A 16,481-nucleotide genomic window follows, 5' to 3' on the forward strand; every position below is an offset into this window, starting at 1 on the left:
GCGCCGACCGGGGCCGACCCCCTGCCAGCCTGGCAAGGGGTACGCGGGCCCGGACGGGTCGGCCTTAACGGCCGGGGACGGGCATGATGAGGGTGTTCCCGACGACGACCGCGAAAGTGAGGCCGGCATGTCGTTGCTGCGACGAGTCATCGGCGGGGTGCTGCGTCGCCACCGCCAGCGCCAGGGCCGCACGCTGCGCGAGGTGGCCGAGTCGGCCGACGTGTCGGTGCCCTACCTGTCGGAGGTGGAGCGGGGCCGCAAGGAGGCTTCCTCGGAGGTGCTCGCGGCGATCTGCCGGGCGCTCGGCATCAGCCTCGCCGACCTGCTCGGGGAGGCCCGCGACGACATGCGCCGGGTCGAACCCCGTCTCCCGGCGGCACCCCGCGCCGCGCTGACCCACCTGGAGCCTGTCGAGGCGGTCCGACGGGAGATCGGCAATGCCACCCTTCTGGTGGGTCCGCTCGGCGGCGGGCTGCCCCTCCAGCGGGTGCCCAGGGCCGGCGAGCCGACCATGCGGGTCGGCGTGACGGTCTCCGCTGGTGGCTCGCGCCCCGGCCCGCGTACCCCTTGCCTGGCTGGCAGGGGGTCGGCCCCGGTCGGCGCGCGGCGGTTGACCGCCGCGTAGGCCGCGCCGGTTCTGCCGTCGGCGGATCTGCCGGCGGCAGAATCCGTGGGCTGGCCGTCGCGACCGCCGGCACGCTGGAAGGGCCGGTCCACCGGGTGGTCCCACCGCCCGCCGGCACGGCGGAAGGCGGCGGCACATGATGGGGTACGGCGTACAGATGCTCAACGGCGGGCAGCCGACCTTCGGCGACCAGGTGTTCGAGCGCCTGCTGCGGGAGCGGATCGTCTTCCTCGGCACCGAGGTGACGGAGGAGTCGGCCAACCAGATCTGCGCGCAGATCCTGCTGCTCGCCGCCGAGGACGACAACCGGGACATCTACCTCTACATCAACTCGCCGGGCGGTTCGGTGAGCGCGGGGATGGCGGTCTACGACACGATGCGCTACGTCCGCAACGACGTGGCGACGCTGGCGCTCGGGTTCGCCGGCTCGATGGGGCAGTTCCTCCTCTGCGCGGGTGCGGCCGGCAAGCGGTACGCGCTGCCGCACTCGCGGATCATGATGCACCAGCCGTCCGGCGGGATGGGCGGAACCGCCGCCGACATCACCATCCAGGCGGAGAACATGCTGCACGTGAAGCGGACGATGCAGGAGCTCATCGCCCAACACAGTGGACGGACCCTCGACGAGATCCAGCGGGACTGGGACCGGGACCGGTGGTTCACCGCCGAGCAGGCCCGGGAGTACGGCCTCATCGACCAGGTGGTCACCCGAGCCGAACAGCTGCCGACGCTCTGATCAACGTCTGGTGGTCGCGGTACCGCCCGACCACACCACCCAGCAACGCCGGCTGGAACAACCTGTGGACCGGCATCCACGGGGCGCAGGGCACCGCGCTGGCCGCGCTGAACCTCGACGGGGTGAAGCACATCTACAACGTCGTCGACGGCTACGTGCACGAGGCCGCCAGCAACAACGGCTGGCGCAACCTCAACAGCGGGGTCCGCGGAACCCGGGCAGCCGCCCTGGGGCTGGACGGCGTCAAGCTCATCTACGCCGCCTGAGTCGCCCCACCGCCCCGGCCGGTCGTGATCGGCCGGCCCGGATGGTGCGGTGCTAGAGCGCGCAGCCGCTGACCCGTGGGCATCGATGGTGAGCGAGCCAGGTGCGGGCGTCAAGCCGACGCAGCTCGCGGGTCAGCTGCGCGTGGAACTGGTCGCGCATGGCGATCGCTTCCGCTTCGTTGAGGCCGTCGTCGCGCTCCTCGGGGTGCACACCGTTCATTCGCCGCCAGCTGATCTCCATATCGAGGTCGGGTGCGCCTGCTCCCAGTCAACGATTTCGTTGCTCTGCAGTCTCGAAGCCGTCGACCGGGTCGGACTCCGGCGACAGCAAATAGTCATAGAGGCGTTGGCCCACCGCGCTAATCTCGCTGCGCAGCTGCTTCTCCTTGGTAGCCAGCTCGTTCCGCAAGGCGGGAAAGTCCTTCTCGAGGCGTCGCATTCAGCGAGATATGCCGGCTCGTTCACCTAGCCGACACCCTGCGGCAATGTATCGGACCGGAGTTGTGCACGCGGGACCACGACTGTCGTGGCCCGAGCCGCGGGCCGCCCACTCGGCGGGGTTTCTTGACACGCCGTCGGCCTGAAATGCCAACCCTGCCGCCGGAGCGCGGGCGGCACCGGAAAGACCTATGCAACCGACGGGAGGGCCCGCACGTGTTCGTGTTGCTCGCCCACGAGGGTGGCACCACGGGAGGAAGGAAACGTGACCGCAGTGATGACCGCAGCCGCGGCCGCACCTCGAGCCTCGACAAAAGACGACCAGCGCGATTTCGACGAATTTTATGCGACAAAGTTCGACGTCCTCAGGTCCCAGCTCTACGCATACCTGGGTGACCGAGCAGAGGCACAGGACCTGGTGCAAGAGGCATTCTGCCGCGCCTACACCAGATGGGCCAGGATCAGGCAATACGACGACTCCTATGCCTGGGTGCGCCGGGTCGCATGGAATCTCGCCACCAGTAGGCTCCGGCGACAGAAGACGTCCGCGATATTCCTGCGCCGCCAGCGGGAAGAACATCACGACGGCCCGTCGCCAGACCGCGTGGCGCTGGTCGCAGCCTTATCCAAGATACCGCCGAAGCTTCGCAAGGCCGTCGTTCTGCACTACCTGGGCCAGTTGTCAGTCGCGGAAATCGCTGTGCAGGAAAACGTGGCCGAGGGCACGGTAAAAAGTTGGCTCAGCCGCGGGCGAACCGCCCTCGCCGAGCACCTCAAGGGATGACCGGAAAGGAAACCTATGTCTGACAACCTGGACAACCTCATCAGCGACGCATTCACCGAATTCGACGCGACAGAGCGCTCCTCCCACCTGCCCGCCCCGGGCGCCCCCGCAGTCCGTCACAAGGTGGCGTTCCGGCGGAGAGTCCACCTCACGGCATTCAGCGTGGCCGGTGCGTTGCTGATCGCCCTGCCGATCACGGCCTACTCCGCCAGTCCACGGGGCAACAACTCGCCACCCGATGCGATCGGATCCGCCAACCCCGTCGAACCGGCCAGTCCGACTCTGTCGCTCGCCCCGTCATCGGCTCCAGCATCGTCGGCTCCAGCATCGGCCGATCTGCGCAATGCCACCCTCACCCTCCCGGCGTTCCCTGGCTGGGAAGACGACGGGTGCAAGGCGAAGGGAACGAGGAAATTTGTCCACGGTACGACGACGCTGGCGGATGGCGCGAAACTGGTCATCGGGGAGCTGGATCCCATCAAGGCCGACCTCGATGGCGTGCCGGGCGACGAGGAACTCACCACCATCCGTTGCCAGAACGATGAGTCGCTGAACGTTACCCAGTTGCTGGCGCTGAAGGTCGCCTCGGACGGCGCACTGACACCGTTGGGATACGTCATCAACTCGGCGGACACTCCCAACGTGGCCGCGACGTTCTCCCGCGAGGCAATTACAGTCGATAACGGCGTCGTCCGGCTCGCCGCCTATGGCCCGTACCAGACCAACGGGTGGCTGCCCTGCGAGCGACAGGTGCGGGGCTATGCGTTCCGGAACAGCGCCTTCCGTCAGGTGGACGGTCCGACCACCTTCCAGAAGCCATCCAAGGACTTCCACGAGGTCGACTTCCGCAACACCGGCCTCCTCGTGAGCCGCCGTAAGCCCAACGGATCCGGCGAGTCGGCTTACTGCGTGCCGATGGTGAATGGGTCCGGCAAAGTCAACATGTACAACAACAGCGATGACCCCAGCAAGGGCACGACCCACTACACAGTTACGATCGGCGCCGTGTCCTTCGTCAACGCCAGCGACGGCGAAGCGACGTTCGCCATCCTCACGTTGCGGTCCCCTAGCGGCGAAACGTCGCAGACCCTGCAATCCTTCCGGCACGATGGGGACTACCCACTCGGCTCGGAGGTTCTCCGGTCGGGCGTCAACGGAGTCACCCGTATCGAGAAGGCGGAAGTCCGCGAAGGCATCGTGCAGGTAACCGTCACGACCACAAGCGGAAAACAAGTGTGGTCGTACCGTCCCTTTGCCGCAGATCGGAGCTGGCAACGAGTCAGCTCATAGCTGCTCCAGAAAGTGCCGGGCCCGCCCGAGCAGGGCAGGCCCGGCACCAGTGCCTCCGCGTGCTTTGCCGAGCGAGGTGCCCGAGCGGCGCTTGAACGCCCGTGCTCGCCTGTCAAGAGAGCCTCTATCGATGTCGAATTCCTGCTCGATCACGGCAGCAGCGAGGTCGCCGTCTGGGAAGTAGGTAATCACACGAAGCCCAAGCAAGTCGTGCAGTGAGTCAGGGCGGAAACCCAAGACTGTGCACAGCTACCGCTCGGTCCTGGACCGCCTCATCGTGCCGCACCTCGGCCGTACCCAGCTCTCGATGCTCCGGCCGATCGCCGTAAGCAAGTGGGTCGGCAAACTGTCGCAAACGCTGAGCGCCTCGCAAACGCGGCAGGCGTCTCGGCTGCTGGCTCAAGTCATGGCCTCGGCGGTCGACAACGACATGATCGCGTCGACTCCCTGCCGTGGTGTGCGGCTGCCCCGAATACCGGAGGCTGATCCGCGCATCCTTACCGTCGAGGATGTCGGCCGTCTAGCCGCACACTGCGAACTCGGCGACCGGGTCCCGGTCCTGCTGCTGGCCTATGGCTGGCGGCGCCGCTTCGTCCAGGCCGTCGCCGCCGGACTCGACGACGTGACCCCGCATGATCTGCGGGCGACCCACGCGAGCTGGGTAGCTGACTCTCACGGTGTGCTCGTCGCTGCCCGTCGGCTCGGACATGCCAACGCGAGCGTCACCACCCGATCGGGCACGGAAGTCGCGCAAGGGTAATGATTGATCGATGATCAAGGCTCTGACCTGGTGCCCCCGGCAGGATTCGAACCTGCGACACACGGTTTAGGAAACCGATGCTCTATCCCCTGAGCTACGGGGGCGCGAGGGCTCAGTCTAGCGACCCGGGCGTCCAGCTGAGGTGGCAGGGAGCGGCCTGCGTTCACCCCGCCACCCGGACACCTTTTCTCCCAGCACAGGGCCACCCCCGGCGGAACGCCAGGGGGACCGACATGAGGGCGGCAGCCGCCCGCTGCCGGCGGAGACTCACGGACTGGCGGGCCGGGCGGCGCGGCGACGCTCGGTGAGCCGTCGCGCCTTCACCGCGTTGCCGCAGTCCGCCATGCGACACCAGCGGCGGGAACCGTTGCGGGTCCGATCGAGGAACAGCCAGCCGCAGCCACCTTCGAGCACAGGGCAGCGGCGCACCCGGGTCAGGTCGGCCGCCACCATGAGGTCCAGGGCGGCCTCGGCGATCCGGTCGGGCACCAACATGGCCGGCACCGTGCCGTAGACCAGCCGTACCTGCGACGAGTCGAGCACGAATCTCGCTCGGGCGGCCGCGCCGGACCAGCGCTGGTGGAGCCCGACCAGCGCGGCACCGGCCGCGACGGGGTCGCCCGCCGCGCCGTCGTCCGCGTCGGTGATCGCCGCGAGCATCACGAGATACAGCCCTTCGCGGATGTCCCGCACCGCGGCCAGGCCCGCGTGTGCCGCCGCCGGCTCGTCGCCCCAGGCGCGGCCAACCTGGTCGGCCTCCGCGTCGCTGATCAGGCCCACCTGGACCGACCAACGCAGCAGGGCGGAGCTGTCGGACAGGAAGTCGTGCGGCGACGTGCCGCCGCGCTCCAGTGTGTTGACCAGATCCAGCACGGGGTGCCCCCCGACCATCGGTAGCTGGCACACGTCGAGTGGCATACCAGCGAGGCTACCACCTAAAGCATCGACGGCGGTTCACGCCCGTCCAGTTCGTGAGCTGGTGCGCCACGCTTGGCCACACGCATCGGCGCAACAACAACGCCTTGCGGCCGAACAACGAGGGATGCCCACTCGTCTATGCTACCGTCAAAATCCATTTAGCCGGAATCATCTATCGACGTTCGGGATCTGGGAGGTAGCCAATGGCACCCCAACGACGCGCGGTCTATGCCCTCGCCGCGTTGTCCGCCGCCACTTTTTGTTACGTCACCACCGAGGTTCTTCCGATCGGGTTGCTCACCCTGATCGCTCCGGACCTGGGACGCTCCAGGTCCGAGGCCGGCCTGCTGGTGACCGGGTACGCCGTGGTGGTCATGATCGTGGCGCTCCCGCTGACCCGGGCCACTCGGCGTGTACCCCGGCGCCCACTGCTCGCTGGTGCCCTCGGTGTGTTCGCCGCGGCGACGACGGTGTCGGCCTTCGCAACCTCCTACGAGGTGTTGCTCGCCGCGCGACTGGTGTCCGCCACCACGAACGGTGTCTTCTGGGCTGTGGTGTTTCCGGTGGCGATATCGATGTTCCCCGCGAACATCCGCGGTCGCATCGTGGCTCGGCTGTCGATCGGTAACGCCCTCGGCCCGGTCCTCGGCGTGCCGCTGAGCACCTGGCTGGGCGGGCAGGCCGGGTGGCGGGCCGCCTTCGTCGCGATGGCCGTCTTCGGCTTCGTCACCTGCGTCGCGGTCGCCCTGCTCCTGCCGAGCGTCGCACCGCAACAGGGTGCCGGCGACATCGGGCCGATGCCGGACCGAGCACGCTTCGTCGTGCTCCTTTCCGCCACCGTCCTCGCGGTCACCGGCGCCATGGGCGCGTTCACCTACATGACGGTCTTCCTCCTCGACGTCAGCGGGTTCGCCGCAGCATCTCTCGGCCTGCTGCTCTTCGTCCAGGGCTCGTTCGGCGTCGCCGGGACCTGGGCGGTCGGCCGGGTCCTCGACCGGTTTCCGCTCGGTGTCGTGCTGGTTCTACTCGGGCTCCTCACCGCCGCGATGCTCGGCCTTTACGGAGCTGGCGCGAGCAAGGTAGTGACGATCCCGTTGCTCGCTGTGGCGGGGATGTCGTTCAGTTCGCTGATCGCGGGAATCCAGCACCGCGTCATGCAGGTGGCCCCGTCGACCACCGACATGGCGTCGGCCAGCCTCAGCGTCGCATTCAACTTCGGCCTCGCGGCCGGCTCGTTGATCGGCGCGGGTCTGCTGGCGACGGCCGGGGTGCGCGTCATCCCCTTGTTCGGTGGCCTGCTGACAGCCGTGGCGATCGCGTTGCTCGCCGGCCACGAGATGTCCCGCAGGAGAGGGAGGAACTACAGCAGTTGGTCGGTGCGACCGGCCAGTGGTCGGGATGCCGAGAAGCCACCGGCCACCAGCGTGCGGACCTAGCTGGCGCGGCGTCCCCGACGACTACGGGGGGCGCGAGCGCGACCGGGGTGGCGAGGAACGGCCCGGCGCGGAGAGTGGTCCTCCGCGCCGGGCCGCCGCATCGACTGCTGTCAGTTGGTCACGCAGTCGGCCGACACGCCCGGGCCGGTGCCGGTGCCCTGGAAGCCGAAGTTGGTCGACTGCCGGCCGAGGACACGGCCGTTGTAGCTCACGTTGGTGAACCCTACGGATCCGCTGGTGCCGCTGACCTGCGCGTTCCAGGCGCTGGTGACAGTGCCGTTGGGCAGTGCGACGGTCACGGTCCAGCCGTTGATGTCCGACTTGCCGGCGGTGACTGTCACGCTCGCGGTGAAACCGCCAGCCCACTGGTTGACCGCGATCGACGCGTAGCAGCCGTCACCGGCCGGCGGCGTGGTCGGCGGAGTCGTCGGAGGGGTGGTTGGCGGGGTGGTTGGCGGCGTCGTCGGAGGAGTCGTCGGAGGAGTCGTCGGAGGGGTGGTGGTGGGCGGGTTGGGCGCGCCGTTGGCCAGGCTGAAGGCCAGTTCGGGCTGGAACGAGCCGGCCGTGAAGCGGCAGCCGTCCGCCTCCCCCGGCGGCTTCACCCACAGGTACGCGTCGATGTTGCCGTCGCCGGTGTTGGTCGTCGGGTACTGCCCGATGCGCCGGTCGGTGTTGTCGTCGCCGCACCAGTCCCCGCTGGCACCTCCGTTACGGCTGGTGTCGATGACCTGGCGCTTGCCCGAGATCCCCATGCCGTTGAGAGCGGAGATGACCGCCCGACCGAAGTTCGCCTCGTTGGAGGTGGAGTTGTAGTTCGAGACGTTGGTGAAGAAGCCGTCGGCGTACTGCACGCCGGCTGCCCGGAGCCGGTTTGCCGTCTCACCAGCGCTGTTCCAGGTGGAGTGGCCGCCGTCGAGGTACACCTTGGCGTTGGGGTTGCCCGACTTGATGGTCCGGGTGGCCGTCGAGATCGCCGCGTTGCGCGCGTTGATCTCGGCGCTGCTCAGGCACGTCAGCAGAGCGAGCGAGTCGGTTTCCAGGATGATGATGACGGTCTGGTTGCCCAGTCCCCTGGCGAAGTTCGACACCCACGTCTGGTACTGGTTGAGGTCGGGCGCCCCACCGGCGCTGGCACCGCCGCAGTCGCGGTTGGTGATCTCGTAGACGGCCAGGACTGGGATCTGCTGCGCCGCGTTGGCGGCGCCGATGAACCCGGAGACCTCGGACTGCACGGTCGAGGGGTTGAAGTTGGCGAACCAGCGCGCCTGCGGCTGACTCGCGACCTTGTCCCGGATGACGGCCGTACGCGAGTCGCCCGGGTTGGCGGCGACCCAGCGGACGACGGCCGAACTCGGGTCACGGTAGAGCGACCCGGACAGCGTGCCCGCGGAGGCGCTGCTGACGGCGAGGCAGACGCCGACGGCGGTGGCGCCCGCGACGGCCGCCACGCTGAAAGCCGCCGATCTGCGGCGGAGCGAGGAGAGGATAGCCACGACGTGTTGCCTCCAGATCACATAGATGTATCTAAGTTCATGGGAGCGTTCCCACGGTAGCGGAGGCGCGTGCCGCTGCCAAGATGCGCGGGCATGCTCGCTCAGGGTCTGCACGACGAACCCGCCGGCTTCTCCGACTGTCGAGGTCGCTGATCGACCGGGGGACAGCGGGCCAACCCCTCAGCGGGCGACGGGCAAGGCGTACTAGCCTGTCGCGGTGGCGAGCAATTCTCAGGTGAGCGGCGGGTTCTCCGGCACGCTACGGGCGATCCTCAGTTGCGTGGTCGCACTGGCGGTCGGGGTCGGGGCGATCTATGTCCTCGGACCCTGGTCCGTCGAATCTCCCGCGCCGGCAGACCCGCCCCGCCCCTTGGGGGCCCCGGTGAAGGCGGCCGGACGGACGGTGTCCGTGCTCGGCGCCGGGGACATCCTGCTGCACCCCGAGCTGTGGGACCAGGCCCGGCGCGACGGTGGCGGCGAGTTCGACTTCGCCCCCATGCTGGCGCCGGTGCGGGAGACCGTTTCCAGCGCGGATCTGGCCCTGTGCCACCTGGAGACCCCGCTGGCACCGCCGGGCGGCCCCTACATCGGCTTCCCGAAGTTCAACGTGCCGCAGGAGGTGGTCAAGGGCATCAAGACCACCGGGTACGACGGTTGCTCCACCGCCTCGAACCACACGATCGACCAGGGGTACGACGGCGTCAAGCGGACCCTCGACGCGTTGGACAAGTCGGATCTGGGGCACACCGGCAGCTACCGGACCGAGCGTGAGTCCCGCACCGTCAAGATCTATCGGGCCAAGGGCGTGAAGGTCGGGCACATCAGCTTCACCAAGAGCTTCAACGGTCTGCGCCCGCCCGCCGACAAGGAGTGGGTGGCGAACCTCATCGACGTGAAGGCCATTCGGCGGGACGCGGCGGCGGCCCGGGAAGCCGGCGCGGAGATCGTGGTGGTCAGCCTGCACTGGGGCACCGAGTACGAGCACGAACCGGACGTCGACCAGCAGACCTGGGCCCGTCAGATCGCCGCCATCGACGACGTGAACGTCATCTTCGGGCATCACGCGCACGTCGTCCAGCCGGTGGAGCGGATCGGCGACACCTGGATCGTCTACGGGATGGGCAACCAGATCGCCCGGCACGCCGAGCCGGTAAACGCCAACCGTGACGGCGCGATGACCCGGGTGACGTTCGGTCCGGCCGGCGAGACGAAGAGGTGGAAGGTGGTGGCCATCGAGGCGATCCCCACCTTCGTTGATCTGAATCCGAACATCCGTCTGGTCGATCTTGAGCGGGCGTTGGCGGATCCGGCCCTCTCCCCAGGGCGCCGCCGGATCTACGAGGCCGCGGTCGAGCGGATCGAAGGCAACCTCTTAACCAGGGCCGCCGATACCGCAGGCCTGGTGGTACGCGGAGTGCCGCGCAAGTAACAGCCGCAACTGAGCCGACACAAAGACGAAATCGTCACAGATCTCGTGGTGACGCGCCTTGCTAGCATTCGCGGCGGCCTGCGGCCGTCGCCTGGGGTGACGAGCTGGACAGGCAGCGGTCCAGGGAGTAGCTCCACGGGGAAGGTTGTCGTTTCGTGTCAGGCAGGTCGGCGCAGTACGCGCCATGGCAGTCGACGGCTGGGCCCGCAGACGATCATGAACAGTTGCTGGCCTGGAGGCGACGGGCGCTCGACCAGCAGTTGCCGGCCGCGTCCTTTCCCGCCGGCACGAGCGCGCCCTCACTCGTCTATCTCTGGACCACGATGTTCGTGGTCGCCATGGCGATCCTCGGGTTCGCGGTCAGCGCCGAGCGCGGGGTGCTCCCAGCCGTCGTCGACTCCCAGCGTGACGTCGTGTCCAAACTGGCGTCGAGCATGCAGACCGAGGCCCGCAGCCGGGCGACCAACCTCAGCCGGACCGTGCAGGACCGGGGCACCACGAGCGACGCCGATCTGCTGACCCGCCTGGTCGGGGAGGGTGCCGGCTTCACCGGCGCGGTGATCGTGGAAACCGCCTCCCGGCGACCTCTCGCCGCCAAGGGCGCGGCGCTACCGCTCGACCTCCTACCGCCGGTGCTGGAAGTCGACAGGACGATCGCCGCCACCACGGCTGATGGCCCGGTGCTGGTCTATGCCGTAGCGCTGGACGACACCCGGGCAGTACTCGCACTCCAGCAGGTCACCATGCGGAACCTGCGACTCAACCCCGACGCGGGACATGGCGTCCACATGATCGGACCCGACGGCAAGAGCAGCCTGATGCAGGGGGCCAGTGCGGTCGACGCCGTGCACCTGCCGACGGTCTTCGCCGGCCTGGCCGGGTCCGACTCGCCCCAGAGCCGCGAGGTGGTGGTCAAGGAGTGGACGGACCGCAGGCTCGTGGTGTCGTCCGCGCCGGTGGGTGAGACCGGGCTCGTGGTCGTCTCCCTGCTCGCGGCGGACGTGAGCGCGGGGACCTCGGGCACCAAGGGGGTGCTGCTCGGGCTCAGCCTGCTGCTCGTGACACTGCTCAGCTTCGTACTCATGCGCATGTCGCTGGTCCGGCCGGTCCGGGCGCTGCTGAACCAGGCCAAGGCCGACGCCTGCGGCGTGATGACCCGGCGCCGTCCGCCGATGCGCATCCGCGAGGCGCACCGGATCACGCGGGCGTTGGCCCTGGCCTCCGGCGACCAGTACCCGCCGGACCAGCGGTGGCGGCCAACCGTCCTCCAGGGCCTGACCGTCGCAGTGGTGGTCGCCATGCTCTGGCCGGCGGCGGCCACGTTGGTCGCGTTGCAGGCTCCCGACCCGACGATTCCCGTGCAGTTGGTGCGGGATGCGGAAAGCCGGGCCGAGGAGGCCAGCAACGCCCTCGGGCACCTGCTGGATGACGGCCTGACCACCGTCTCCCGGGTCTCGCAGGGGATCACCTCGAAGGACCTCGGGCAGGCGGACCGGACACTCGACCGGGAACTCGCCGCCGAGCAGCGGCTGCGGGCCTTGTACCTGGTCGACCACGACGGAAAAATGGTGGCCGGCGCGGGCCGGAAACCGCTGCGGACCGTCGCGCCACTGCCAGGCGAGGTCGGCATCCATCTCGACGACACAGCCGAGCGGTTGCCGCTCGTGTACGCCTTCAACCAGCGCGCCGACGGCTTCGCTGTGGTCGGTGAGTTCGACCCGGACCGCCTGCTCGGGCTGGTCCGTCGGGTGGATGGCCGAGTCCGGGTCGTCGACGCCGAGCTGCGGACGATCCTGGACTCGGAGGGCTTCCAGGCGTTCCAGCCGCTACAGGGCGCGTTGGCCCGAAGCGTCGCCGTCGAGGTGCTGCCGGGCAGCACTGTTGGCCGGTCGACCACCGAGGACGGTACCCCGGCGATGGTCGCCGCCTCCGGTCTGACCGTGCCGACGACAGTCGCCCACCTTGAGTGGGCGGTCGTGCTGGAGCAGGACGTCGCCGGGTTGCGCCTGCCCACGATGGTGGAGCGGCGGTGGACCCTGCTTGTGGCCGGGGCCGTGGTGGGCATCGCCCTTCTCACCCACCTGTGGCAGCTCTACATCTTCGTCCGGCCGTTGCGGAGGTTGAGCTCCTTCGCCGAGCGGATGGCCGACGGGACCGTGGATCTGCCCGTCCCGCCGCAGCGCCACGACGACATCGGTGCGATCGCGATGTGCCTGGAGATCTGTCGCCAGGTCCGACACACCGGGTCCGCCCGATTCGGTGGTGCGCTGCGGCTACGCGGCGCGGGAGCCGACCGGACCAGCGTCCTCGCCCGCGTCCGGCACGCGGCGGGGACTCGCAACCGGGCGACGAAAGGCTGAGCATGTTCTACCTCTACACCGTCTACAGCCTCTGCTGCCTCGCCCTCCTGGTGGCCGGCGTGATCGAGCAGCGGAACCACAACCGCAACCTCGACACCATCCCGCACCGGGTGCTCGTCAACGGGATCCGTGGCAAGAGTTCGATCACACGACTCTGCGCGGGCGCGTTGCGCGGCGGCGGCAAGGTGGTGGTGGCCAAGACCACCGGCACCGCCGCGCGGTTCATCTTCCCGGATGCCAGCGAGGAGCCGGTGCACCGCAAGTTCGGGATCGCCAACGTGGTCGAGCAGATCGGCATCGTCCGGCGGGCCGCCGTCTACCACCCGGATTCGCTCGTCATCGAGTGCATGGCGGTCATGCCGGCGTTGCAGGAGATCAACCAGAGCAAGCTCATCAGGTCCACCATCGGGGTGCTCTGCAACGTCCGCGAGGATCACCTCGCCGAGATGGGGCCTACCCTCGACGACGTGGCCCGGTCGCTGAGCCGGTCGATGCCCGAGGGCGGCATCTGCATCACCGCGGAGAAGGACCGACTGGCGATCCTGGAGAAGGAGGCAGCCAAACGGAACTGCCGACTGATCGCGGTCGACCCCGAGTCGGTGACCGACCAGGAGATGTCCGGCTTCGGCTGGATCACCTTCAAGGAGAACGTGGCCATCGCACTCGCCGTTGCCGAACAGCTCGGCGTCGACAGGCACAGCGCGCTCACCGGCATGTGGTCGGCCCCACCCGACCCGGGAGTGCTCTCCGTGGCCCGGGTTCTGTACGGCGACAAGCGCGTCCGCTTCGCCAACATCTTCGCCGCCAACGACCCGGAGTCGACGTACATGAACATCGAGCAACTGGAGAAGCAACGGCTCATCAGCAAGCCGTTGACCATGGTCATCAACTGTCGACCGGACCGGGTGGAACGGAACGGGCAGATGGGTACGCTCGCCGGCCGGGTACAGCCGCAGTGCATCGTGCTGATCGGTGAGATGACCCGCAGCGCCAAGGTCAACGTTCCCGCCGAGTTGCAGAGCCGGGTGGTCGACCTGGGCGGCAAGCTCCCCTCGGAACGGCTGATCAGCGAGGTCATGGCGGTGACGGCGGAGGATGCCTCGATCGTCGCCGTCGGGAACATCCACGGGCAGGGTGAGGTGCTGCTGCACGAGCTGGCCGCCCTGCCGAGCTGGGAACCGCAGGACCGCAGTCGTGCCGAATCGATGCTCCGTCCGCCGACCGCGCGCGCTTCCGCCGTGGACGGCGAGACCGTGTTCCTGGGAAGGACCTACCGGTGACATTCGGAGGAGAACTAAGCGCCCAGCTGGCCACCGCGTGCCTCGGCATCGGCCTGGTCTTCGCGCTGCTCTGCTATCTGACCACGAACCTCTCGCCAGGCGGGATGATCACGCCGGGCTGGATCGCGCTCGCGCTGATCGAGGACCCGCTCCAGGCTGCGGTGATCGTGGTCATGACCGTCGTCACCTACGCCCTCACCCGGCTGATGCAGCGCATGGTGATCCTCTACGGCAAGCGCCTCTTCGCCGCGATCGTCCTGCTCAGCGTCCTCCTCCAGATGACTCTGTTCGTGATCGTCCAACGGGACCTGCCGCTGCTCTTCGCACACCAGACCCTGGGCTTCGTGGCGCCGGGGCTGATCGCCTACCAGCTCGTACGCCAGCCGCCGAAGGCGACAGTGCTGGCCACCGTCATGGTCACCGTCATCACCTACGGGGTGGCGTTCAGCGGCGTCGTGGCCGGCTTCGTGCCGGTCACCTGAGGCCCCACACCGACGAGGGACAGGCATGAACTACCGGACTTACTCCCGCAGCCGCGCCATGCTGATGACCGTCGCCGCCTTCGCTCTGCTGAGCGGCGGCAGCACCTTCGCCTACGTCATCGCCCGGCACAGCGCGGCGGATCCGATCGAGCTGAGCCTCGGCGCGCAGGCCGCGCAGGCCGCCGTAACCAGCGGCTCCGGCTACAGCTACCGACGGTTGACCGCGCCGAACCGGACGCAGATGGTCGACGCCAAGGGCAAGACCGTCGCGATCATGACCGACGGTGCCCGCACGGTGCACATCAGCGGCCCGAAGCGGACGTTCGCCGAGTCGCGGTTCACCAAGGCCAAGGTCCCCGCCGAGCTCTGGGTACGACTGGCACCACGGGAGTGGCGGGCGGGTGCCGAGAAGGAGAAGTGGTTCACCGACTGGTTCCGTAAGGCCCGTACCGACCGCTCGCCCGACGTGCTGGCGGTGGCCCGGGAGTACACCTATGTCGCCGTGCCGAAGAAGGACGCGAAAGGCCGGCAGTACTCCGGGGACGCCGCCTTCGGGCCTCTGTCGGACATCGACCCGGACGGTCGCGCCGAGAACTCCGACTTCTACGACTACCTCGGTGTGTCGTGGGAGTTCCCCGACAAGAAGGAGAAGCCGACGGCGTCGCACATCCGCAGCCTGGACTGCTCGGGCTTCCTGCGCATGGTCTACGGCTACCGGATGGGCTACCCGCTCCTCGGCACGAACAACGCCGGCCCCGGCCTACCCCGGCGGGCGACCGCGATGGCCTCGGTGGGACCCGGGGCCCTGCTGATGCCGAACACCGGCAAGCGGGCCCGGGAGCTGGATCGGCTGCTCCCCGGCGATCTTCTGTTCTTCAACGCCGGGCCGGTGCAGGGCGCGAACATCGAGCACTCCGGCATGTACCTCGGCGTGGACGACCGGGGACACCACAGGTTCATCTCGAGCCGTACCACCGCGAACGGCCCGACCATGGGTGACCTGGGTGGCGAGTCCATCCTGGACGGCACCGGCTACTGGGCCCTGCGTTGGCGGACGGCCCGCCGGATCTGACCTCGACGGCGACCCTGCAACGAGTCAGGCCACGGCGAGCTGCGCCGCGAGCACGTCCGCGACACGGCCGCGGGCTTCGGCGTCCCGCCGGACCGACCAGCTCAGCTCCAGGTGGACGAAGACCGCTTCCAGCTCCGCCGCGGCCCGGCCCTGCTGGTTGGTCTTACCCTCAAGCTGGCCGCACTTCCGCACCCACGCCCGACAGGTGTTCAGCCCGGCCCCGGAGAGGCCGTCCGCGATCCGGCGGGCCACCGGGGTCACCGGAGCCGACCCCGTCGACACCACCGCGTCGGACGTGGGCAGGTTCCGGTCGGCGAAGCCGTGCAGTTGGATCTGGTCGAGGTCGTTCCTGGCGAACTCGGTCGCCAGGGTGTGGAACAGCGAGCGGTCGTTGTGGGCGACGTCCGCGTCGCTGTCGGCGGCCTGCCGGTGTGCCCCGGCGACGAGCAGCACGCTTCCCGGCGTCTTCCGGTGGACGGCCAGGCCCAGCTTCTCCGTGTTGATGTCGAAGCCGGGGTGCGGCACCTCGATCACCGTGCGCGGGGCGGTGCCCCGGTCCACCAGCACGGCGCCCCAGGAACGATCGTCCGACCCATCGGCGAGGTAGAGCGCGAACGGCCGGTCGGTGACCGGGTCCGTCCCATGATGGGCCCGGAAGCCGAGGTCGCCGAAGACCTGATCCAGGTCGTTGGCGGCATTCGGCTCGGTGACCAGCGACCGCGCTGCCCGCCGGGCCGCCGCCCGCTCCTCCGTGTCCGGGTCTCGGTAGGGGTTGTCCCGGGATAGGCCGGCGGTCAGCTCATCGATCAGCACCTCGGGATCGGGCCCTCGCTGCTGCTCGGATGTCGGCTGGGCGTCGGCGCACGCCCCCGAAACGAGCAGTGCCAGCGTCGCCGCGGCGATCAGCCCGCGGCGAGTTGAACCCGCGGCCGGAAGCGGTGTACGCACCCGTGCAGGCTATCCGATCACCCCCGGGTGCCTTCCGGCTCGGCCCGGGGGGGCCGGGGGGCCCCCGGCCCCCCCCCCCCCCCCCCCCCACCCCCCCCCCCCGGGGGGGCGGGGGGCGGGCCGGGGGCGGGGGAAGGCGGCCGCGGCCGGCGGGTTTTTGGTGG

The 16,481-nt window shown here is 69.0% G+C and carries 17 protein-coding genes and 1 tRNA gene; 12 read left to right on the plus strand and 6 right to left on the minus strand.

Translation table 11 applies throughout. The features are described from left to right. Window positions 1-127 precede the first annotated feature (127 nt). From AB0B48_RS24810 to AB0B48_RS24820, 3 genes are all read left to right on the plus strand, one after another. On the plus strand, window positions 128-625 hold the full coding sequence (locus tag AB0B48_RS24810; protein ID WP_357205512.1) for a helix-turn-helix transcriptional regulator: 498 nt from the start codon (window positions 128-130) through the stop codon (window positions 623-625). Window positions 626-764: 139 nt separating this feature from the next. Beyond that, window positions 765-1,361 carry an ATP-dependent Clp protease proteolytic subunit gene (locus tag AB0B48_RS24815; RefSeq protein WP_357205550.1) on the plus strand — a complete coding sequence of 199 codons (597 nt, stop codon included), beginning with the start codon at window positions 765-767 and terminating at the stop codon, window positions 1,359-1,361. Window positions 1,362-1,483: 122 nt separating this feature from the next. After that, window positions 1,484-1,627 carry a hypothetical protein gene (locus AB0B48_RS24820; protein ID WP_357205515.1) on the plus strand — a complete coding sequence of 48 codons (144 nt, stop codon included), beginning with the start codon at window positions 1,484-1,486 and terminating at the stop codon, window positions 1,625-1,627. Between the two features lie 52 nt (window positions 1,628-1,679). Here AB0B48_RS24820 and AB0B48_RS24825 read toward each other — a convergent pair whose 3' ends face one another. After that, window positions 1,680-1,868, minus strand: a complete 189-nt coding sequence (locus AB0B48_RS24825) for a hypothetical protein (RefSeq protein WP_357205518.1) — start codon at window positions 1,866-1,868, stop codon at window positions 1,680-1,682. A 27-nt stretch (window positions 1,869-1,895) separates the two neighbouring features. Continuing rightward, window positions 1,896-2,066, minus strand: coding sequence for a hypothetical protein (locus AB0B48_RS24830; RefSeq protein WP_357205521.1), 171 nt, complete (start codon window positions 2,064-2,066; stop codon window positions 1,896-1,898). 273 nt (window positions 2,067-2,339) lie between these two features. Here AB0B48_RS24830 and AB0B48_RS24835 point away from each other — a divergent pair, with 273 nt between their 5' ends. The 3 genes from AB0B48_RS24835 to AB0B48_RS24845 all read left to right on the plus strand — a co-directional run bounded on the left by AB0B48_RS24835 (window position 2,340) and on the right by AB0B48_RS24845 (window position 4,899). Next, a complete protein-coding gene (locus tag AB0B48_RS24835; RefSeq protein WP_357205553.1) occupies window positions 2,340-2,849 on the plus strand; it encodes a SigE family RNA polymerase sigma factor in 510 nt (169 codons plus the stop codon). Between the two features lie 15 nt (window positions 2,850-2,864). Further along, on the plus strand, window positions 2,865-4,139 hold the full coding sequence (locus AB0B48_RS24840) for a hypothetical protein (protein ID WP_357205524.1): 1,275 nt from the start codon (window positions 2,865-2,867) through the stop codon (window positions 4,137-4,139). A gap of 187 nt (window positions 4,140-4,326) precedes the next feature. After that, on the plus strand, window positions 4,327-4,899 hold the full coding sequence (locus tag AB0B48_RS24845; RefSeq protein WP_357205556.1) for a hypothetical protein: 573 nt from the start codon (window positions 4,327-4,329) through the stop codon (window positions 4,897-4,899). A gap of 28 nt (window positions 4,900-4,927) precedes the next feature. Here AB0B48_RS24845 and AB0B48_RS24850 read toward each other — a convergent pair. Next, window positions 4,928-5,003, minus strand: a tRNA-Arg gene (locus tag AB0B48_RS24850). A 163-nt stretch (window positions 5,004-5,166) separates the two neighbouring features. Continuing rightward, a complete protein-coding gene (locus tag AB0B48_RS24855) occupies window positions 5,167-5,817 on the minus strand; it encodes a CGNR zinc finger domain-containing protein (protein ID WP_357205527.1) in 651 nt (216 codons plus the stop codon). Window positions 5,818-6,020: 203 nt separating this feature from the next. Between AB0B48_RS24855 and AB0B48_RS24860 the strand changes: the two genes are divergently transcribed. Beyond that, on the plus strand, window positions 6,021-7,253 hold the full coding sequence (locus AB0B48_RS24860; RefSeq protein WP_357205530.1) for an MFS transporter: 1,233 nt from the start codon (window positions 6,021-6,023) through the stop codon (window positions 7,251-7,253). A 110-nt stretch (window positions 7,254-7,363) separates the two neighbouring features. On the opposite strand, the gene AB0B48_RS24865 is transcribed toward AB0B48_RS24860, so the two are convergent. After that, entirely contained in the window at window positions 7,364-8,746 is a 1,383-nt protein-coding gene (locus tag AB0B48_RS24865) for a glycoside hydrolase family 6 protein (RefSeq protein WP_357205533.1), read from the minus strand. Window positions 8,747-8,963: 217 nt separating this feature from the next. On the opposite strand from AB0B48_RS24865, the gene AB0B48_RS24870 reads away from it, so the two are divergent. From AB0B48_RS24870 to AB0B48_RS24890, 5 genes are all read left to right on the plus strand, one after another. Further along, window positions 8,964-10,175 carry a CapA family protein gene (locus AB0B48_RS24870; protein ID WP_357205535.1) on the plus strand — a complete coding sequence of 404 codons (1,212 nt, stop codon included), beginning with the start codon at window positions 8,964-8,966 and terminating at the stop codon, window positions 10,173-10,175. 155 nt (window positions 10,176-10,330) lie between these two features. Beyond that, entirely contained in the window at window positions 10,331-12,535 is a 2,205-nt protein-coding gene (locus tag AB0B48_RS24875; protein WP_357205538.1) for a HAMP domain-containing protein, read from the plus strand. A gap of 2 nt (window positions 12,536-12,537) precedes the next feature. Then, window positions 12,538-13,815 (plus strand): poly-gamma-glutamate synthase PgsB, encoded by a 1,278-nt coding sequence (gene pgsB, locus AB0B48_RS24880; protein WP_357205541.1) that lies wholly within the window; start codon window positions 12,538-12,540, stop codon window positions 13,813-13,815. Further along, complete coding sequence (locus AB0B48_RS24885; RefSeq protein WP_355005071.1) at window positions 13,812-14,297, plus strand: poly-gamma-glutamate biosynthesis protein PgsC/CapC; 486 nt, start codon at window positions 13,812-13,814, stop codon at window positions 14,295-14,297. The genes pgsB and AB0B48_RS24885 overlap by 4 nt, the downstream gene beginning before the upstream one ends. Window positions 14,298-14,322: 25 nt before the next feature. Next, entirely contained in the window at window positions 14,323-15,369 is a 1,047-nt protein-coding gene (locus AB0B48_RS24890; RefSeq protein WP_357205544.1) for an NlpC/P60 family protein, read from the plus strand. A gap of 24 nt (window positions 15,370-15,393) precedes the next feature. Here AB0B48_RS24890 and AB0B48_RS24895 read toward each other — a convergent pair whose 3' ends face one another. Then, entirely contained in the window at window positions 15,394-16,317 is a 924-nt protein-coding gene (locus AB0B48_RS24895) for a hypothetical protein (RefSeq protein ID WP_357205547.1), read from the minus strand. Window positions 16,318-16,481: the final 164 nt, after the last annotated feature.

Source organism: Micromonospora sp. NPDC049089 (assembly GCF_040648775.1).
GTDB lineage: Bacteria > Actinomycetota > Actinomycetes > Mycobacteriales > Micromonosporaceae > Micromonospora.

Bases quoted from the DNA above. Each gene is read 5' to 3' on its own strand.
- AB0B48_RS24810 (WP_357205512.1), top strand. From the start codon at position 128: ATGTCGTTGCTGCGACGAGTCATCGGCGGGGTGCTGCGTCGCCACCGC.
- AB0B48_RS24815 (WP_357205550.1), top strand. From the start codon at position 765: ATGGGGTACGGCGTACAGATGCTCAACGGCGGGCAGCCGACCTTCGGC.
- AB0B48_RS24825 (WP_357205518.1), bottom strand. From the start codon at position 1,868: ATGGAGATCAGCTGGCGGCGAATGAACGGTGTGCACCCCGAGGAGCGC.
- AB0B48_RS24830 (WP_357205521.1), bottom strand. From the start codon at position 2,066: ATGCGACGCCTCGAGAAGGACTTTCCCGCCTTGCGGAACGAGCTGGCT.
- AB0B48_RS24840 (WP_357205524.1), top strand. From the start codon at position 2,865: ATGTCTGACAACCTGGACAACCTCATCAGCGACGCATTCACCGAATTC.
- AB0B48_RS24855 (WP_357205527.1), bottom strand. From the start codon at position 5,817: ATGCCACTCGACGTGTGCCAGCTACCGATGGTCGGGGGGCACCCCGTG.
- AB0B48_RS24860 (WP_357205530.1), top strand. From the start codon at position 6,021: ATGGCACCCCAACGACGCGCGGTCTATGCCCTCGCCGCGTTGTCCGCC.
- pgsB (WP_357205541.1), top strand. From the start codon at position 12,538: ATGTTCTACCTCTACACCGTCTACAGCCTCTGCTGCCTCGCCCTCCTG.
- AB0B48_RS24890 (WP_357205544.1), top strand. From the start codon at position 14,323: ATGAACTACCGGACTTACTCCCGCAGCCGCGCCATGCTGATGACCGTC.